The sequence below is a fragment of the Streptomyces sp. NPDC059695 genome (assembly GCF_042733785.1).
Lineage (GTDB): Bacteria > Actinomycetota > Actinomycetes > Streptomycetales > Streptomycetaceae > Streptomyces.
The window spans coordinates 38,199-42,479 of the sequence record NZ_JBHWFF010000049.1; the positions used below are offsets into that span (position 1 = coordinate 38,199).

Below are 4,281 nucleotides of genomic sequence, written 5' to 3' on the forward strand. Positions count from 1 at the left end.
CGACCCCCGGCGCGCCGCGGCCCCCCCCCCGGGCGGGGCGGCGCGGTGCTGTGGGTGCGAGGGGGCCCCGGGGCCGCGGCGGGGCGGCCCCCCCCCCCCCCGGGGGGCGCCCCCTCCGCGTACGGACCGGGGTCAGGGCTTGCGCGCCACCGCGGCCCACCCGGGGATGGGGTCGTCGCCCTCGACCGGAACGGGCACGCCCAGCTCCGGGTGCCACTCGGCGGTGAGCGAGACCCCGGGCTCCACGAACTCGAGCCCGTCGAAGAACGCGGCCAGCTCGTCGCGCGAGCGGGGCCGCAGGGTCAGCCCGCGCGCCTTGTACATGGCGGCCGCCTGCGCCGCGCCCTCGGGGTTGAAGTCCCCGGTGACGTGGGACAGGACGAGGTAGCTGCCCGGCGCGAGCTTCTCGACGAGCTTGGAGACCAGGTCGTACGCCCCGTCCTCGTCGCCCACGAAGTGCAGCAGGGCGAGCATCGACAGGGCGATGGGCTGGTCGAAATCAAGGACCTTTCCGGCCCTTTCGAGGATGACCTCGGGCTCGCGGGCGTCCGCCTGGATGTACTCGGTGGCCCCCTCCGGGGTCGAGCGCAGCAGGGCGGCCGCGTGCGCGAGCACGATCGGGTCGTTGTCGCAGTAGACGATGCGGGACTCCGGCGCGGCCTCCTGCGCGATCTGGTGCAGGTTGGGCTCGGTCGGGATGCCCGTGCCGACGTCCAGGTACTGCCGGACGCCGTGGGCGCTGAGCCAGCGGATGGCGCGGTGCATGAAGGCCCGGTTGACGCGGGCCATGTCCCGGCCCCGGGCGTCGACGGTGAGCAGCTGGCGTGCCATCGCCTCGTCGACCGGGTAGTTGTCCTTGCCGCCCAGGAACCAGTCGTACATCCGCGCCGGATGCGGCTTGCTGGTGTCGATCCGAACGGATGCGGGGTCCTGGGTCATCGGCTCTCCTGGTCGGGATGAACGGGTGGCACTGCAACAAGAGTTACGCGATGGTAGGGGCGGGACGGAAGGGTTCAGGTGAGCAGAAAGTCAGCCTGTCCGGATTTGGCGCCCTGGATGAAAGCGGCGATCTCCCCGTGGGTGTAGATGAGCGCTGGTCCTTCAGGGTCTGCGGACTGTCGCACGGCGACTCTGCCGTCGGCCAGCTTCATGGCCTCCACGCAGTTGCCCCCGTTCCCGCCGCTCCAGGGCTTGTGCCAACCCTCGGCACCGAGCTCAGCGGCGGGCATGCCGTTGTATATGCGATCCATTCACAGCTCCTTGCGGAGATTCCGGAGAATCTCCTTCGTGCGTTGTGCAGTCGCGGCCTGCGCCGCCATGCGGTCCATGACCTCCAGGTGGGATGCCACCTCGGGACGCGCGTCGAGATAGACGGCGCCGGTCAGGTACTCGCTGTAGACCATGTCCGGGAGTTCGGGCATGGCGAAGCGGAACAGGACGAACGGTCCGTAGGTGCCCGGATGGTGCCCGGACGCGAACTCCGCGATCTGCAGGGTGACGTTCGGCAGCTCCGACGCCTCGAGCAGCCGGTCGAGCTGGTCGCGCATCACTTCGGGCCCGTCACCGACGGGTCGGCGGAAGACCGTCTCGTCCATGATCACCCAGAACTTCGGGGCGTCATCCCTGGTCAGCAGGGACTGGCGCTCCATCCGTAGGGCTACATGGCGCTCGGCGTCCTCGTCCTTGCCGGCATCGCTGCCGCCACCGACCGCCCCGCTGCGCAGAATGGCGCGGGCGTACTCCTCGGTCTGGAGCAGACCGGGGACGAACTGGGGCTCGTAGGCCCGGATGAGGCCGGCCGCCCCCTCCAGGCTGACGTACATGGAGAACCAGCCGGGCAGCACGTCGTGGAACCGCTGCCACCAGCCGGGGAGGTTGGCCTCCTCCGCGAGGGCGACGAAGCCCTCCGCCTCGGAGTCCGTGATCCCGTACTCCTTCAACAGGAGCTGCACGTACGGAATCTTCAGCGCGACCTCGGCGGTCTCCATGCGCCGGACGGTGGCCGGGGCCACTCGGAGGATCTTCGCGGCCTCTTCCCGCTTCATGCCGGCCCGCTCGCGCAGGTCCTGCAGTCGCTTTCCGAGGACGACCTGTCCCACCGTGGGGGCGGACCGCGGCTCGCTCACTCTCAGACCTCCCCGACGCACTGTTTGGACGAGTGTGCCACGAAGCAGGGCGAGAGAGAACACGGCACTCTGCAATTTTCAGAGTGCCACTTGCCAAGTGTCCGACTCAGGAGGACAGTGTTCCGGTGAACCAGTACACGCTGCCGCCGTGCGCCCCCGCGCCACGGCGACAGCGCCGTACGGCAGTCCTGCCCACTGTTGTGAGGAACCGGTCGTGGCTTCTGGTAACGCGCAGCCCTCAGCTCTCATGAGCCCTCGAGCCCCTCGGGTCATGGCCCAGCGCCCACAGCAGCACACCGATCCCGTCCGCCGTTTCGCCTTCGAGCTCCCGGCCCGCACCGCCTCGGTCGCCCGCGCCCGCCGGCTCGCGGAGGAGCGGCTCATCCTCTGGGGCTGCGGCCCCGAGATCCGCGACACCGTCGCCCTCGTCGTCTCCGAACTCGTCACCAACGCCGTCGTGCACACCGCCAGCGACCGGATCGTCTGCGAGCTCCGCGAGGGCGAGGAGACGCTGCGGATAGCCGTGCGGGACGAGGGCGGCCCCGCCGACCCGCGGATACGCGACTGCGGCGAGGAGGAACGAGGCCGCGGACTCCTCATCGTCGACGCGCTCTGCAGCGCCTGGGGCGCCGACCGCACCGGCCACGGCACCGCACAGGTCGTCTGGGCGGAACTCGCCCACGGCATGGGGGAACCGTGCTGAGGTCCCTCCGCATCGGGCCTCGAGCCCGCAGAATCCTCGAAGACGCCTCCGTACCGGCCCAGCGCCGCTCACCGGACCCCCTCCGCGACGGGACCCGGATCCACGACCTCGGCGCCACCCGCCTCGCCGTCCCCGCCGGACTGCACACCGGCCTCGGCTGCGACGCCGTCGGCGTCCCCGCCCGCTTCGGCTTCAAGATCCTCTCCCGGCTCCCCGCCAAGGGCTGCGTCTACGCCGACTCCGACTGGTGGTGGTGGCTCGTCCCCGCCGGCTCCGACCACGACCTCACCTGGCCGCTGCCCTCCTGCTACGCCCCCGGCGCCGAGATCCCGGACCGCCGCCCGCGCCTCATCCACCACCCCGACGGCACCTCCCCCTACACCCCGCCGATCCCCCTCTACCTCCTCGTCTGCCAGCTCACGGGCATCGCCCCGTCCTGGCCGGCCCCCTCGGTACGCAGCGCGCTCTGACCCGCACGGCCCGTCACCGCTGAGGGGTGTCTTCCCTACGCAGGGGTGTCCTCCCTCTTCAGGGCGGGGGTGTCTTCCGTACTCAGGGCGAGGGTGTCTTCCCTCGAGGCCCGCACCGTCGGCGGGAGAACCCCTAGGCTCGGAGGCATGTTCACCCCGCAGGGTCCCAGCCTCCGAGAGCTGACCGCCCAGGCCCTCTCCTCGGTCGAGCACGGCTACGACCTGCTCGCGAGCAAGTTCGACGCGACCCCCTTCCGCACCTCCGACCATCTCCTGGACGCGGTCACCCGCACCCTGGAGCCGCTCGGCCCCTTCGACTCCGGCCTCGACGTCTGCTGCGGCACCGGCGCGGGCCTCGGCGTCCTCCGCTCGGTCTGTGCGGGCCGGATCACGGGCGTCGACTTCAGTACGGGCATGCTGGCCCGGGCCCGGGACGCCCACCCGACCGCCACCCTGGTCCGCGCGGACGCCCTGGCCCTCCCCTTCGCCCCGGTCTTCGACCTGGCGGTCAGCTTCGGCGCCTTCGGCCACTTCCTGCCGGCCGCCCAGCGCACCCTCTTCAGCCAGGTCCACGCCGCCCTGCGCCCCGGCGGCACCTTCGCCTTCCCGCTCCCCGCCCCACCGCCGGTGGGCTCGCGCCTCTACTGGACCCTGTGGGGCTTCGACGCGGCGATGCGCGTGCGGAACGCCGTCCTGCGCCCGCCGTTCGTCATGTACTACCGGACCTTCCGTCTCCAGGACGTCCGCTCCCGCCTGGAGGCGTCCGGCTTCGAGGTCTCCCTCACCCCGGTCGAACCCCTCGGCCGCCGGGAGGACGGCAGCCCGCGGTGCAGGCTGGTGGTGGCGCGGAAGGGGTAGGGCGTCGTCGGCGTCACGCAGGACAACGCGCAAAAGTGGGGGGCGGGCGCGTGTAGGAACGATAACCAAACAAAGGAGAAGGGGGGTGGTGGGGTAAAACACCACCACACAAAACCAAAAACCA

6 protein-coding genes are annotated in these 4,281 nt (G+C 71.2%); 3 read left to right on the forward strand and 3 right to left on the reverse strand.

What is annotated here, in order from left to right; genetic code table 11:
- Window positions 1–132: 132 nt before the first annotated feature.
- From ACFV2S_RS35310 to ACFV2S_RS35320, 3 genes are all read right to left on the reverse strand, one after another.
- Window positions 133–939 (reverse strand): SAM-dependent methyltransferase, encoded by an 807-nt coding sequence (locus tag ACFV2S_RS35310; RefSeq protein ID WP_383788014.1) that lies wholly within the window; start codon window positions 937–939, stop codon window positions 133–135.
- 74 nt (window positions 940–1,013) lie between these two features.
- On the reverse strand, window positions 1,014–1,250 hold the full coding sequence (locus ACFV2S_RS35315; protein ID WP_015037566.1) for a DUF397 domain-containing protein: 237 nt from the start codon (window positions 1,248–1,250) through the stop codon (window positions 1,014–1,016).
- Window positions 1,251–2,126 (reverse strand): helix-turn-helix transcriptional regulator, encoded by an 876-nt coding sequence (locus ACFV2S_RS35320; protein ID WP_383788011.1) that lies wholly within the window; start codon window positions 2,124–2,126, stop codon window positions 1,251–1,253.
- Window positions 2,127–2,397: 271 nt separating this feature from the next.
- Between ACFV2S_RS35320 and ACFV2S_RS35325 the strand changes: the two genes are divergently transcribed.
- From ACFV2S_RS35325 to ACFV2S_RS35335, 3 genes are all read left to right on the forward strand, one after another.
- Window positions 2,398–2,829, forward strand: a complete 432-nt coding sequence (locus tag ACFV2S_RS35325; RefSeq protein WP_385569343.1) for an ATP-binding protein — start codon at window positions 2,398–2,400, stop codon at window positions 2,827–2,829.
- Window positions 2,826–3,299 (forward strand): hypothetical protein, encoded by a 474-nt coding sequence (locus tag ACFV2S_RS35330; RefSeq protein ID WP_385569355.1) that lies wholly within the window; start codon window positions 2,826–2,828, stop codon window positions 3,297–3,299. The genes ACFV2S_RS35325 and ACFV2S_RS35330 overlap by 4 nt, the downstream gene beginning before the upstream one ends.
- 147 nt (window positions 3,300–3,446) lie before the next feature.
- The gene (locus tag ACFV2S_RS35335) at window positions 3,447–4,157 is read left to right on the forward strand and encodes a class I SAM-dependent methyltransferase (RefSeq protein WP_385569348.1); all 711 of its coding nucleotides are present in this window, start codon (window positions 3,447–3,449) and stop codon (window positions 4,155–4,157) included.
- The last annotated feature ends 124 nt before the right edge of the window (window positions 4,158–4,281 follow it).

What these genes read in the sequence shown, in the direction of transcription:
- ACFV2S_RS35310 (WP_383788014.1), bottom strand. Translation starts at nt 939, where the DNA reads ATGACCCAGGACCCCGCATCCGTTCGGATCGACACCAGCAAGCCGCAT.
- ACFV2S_RS35315 (WP_015037566.1), bottom strand. Translation starts at nt 1,250, where the DNA reads ATGGATCGCATATACAACGGCATGCCCGCCGCTGAGCTCGGTGCCGAG.
- ACFV2S_RS35325 (WP_385569343.1), top strand. Translation starts at nt 2,398, where the DNA reads ATGGCCCAGCGCCCACAGCAGCACACCGATCCCGTCCGCCGTTTCGCC.
- ACFV2S_RS35335 (WP_385569348.1), top strand. Translation starts at nt 3,447, where the DNA reads ATGTTCACCCCGCAGGGTCCCAGCCTCCGAGAGCTGACCGCCCAGGCC.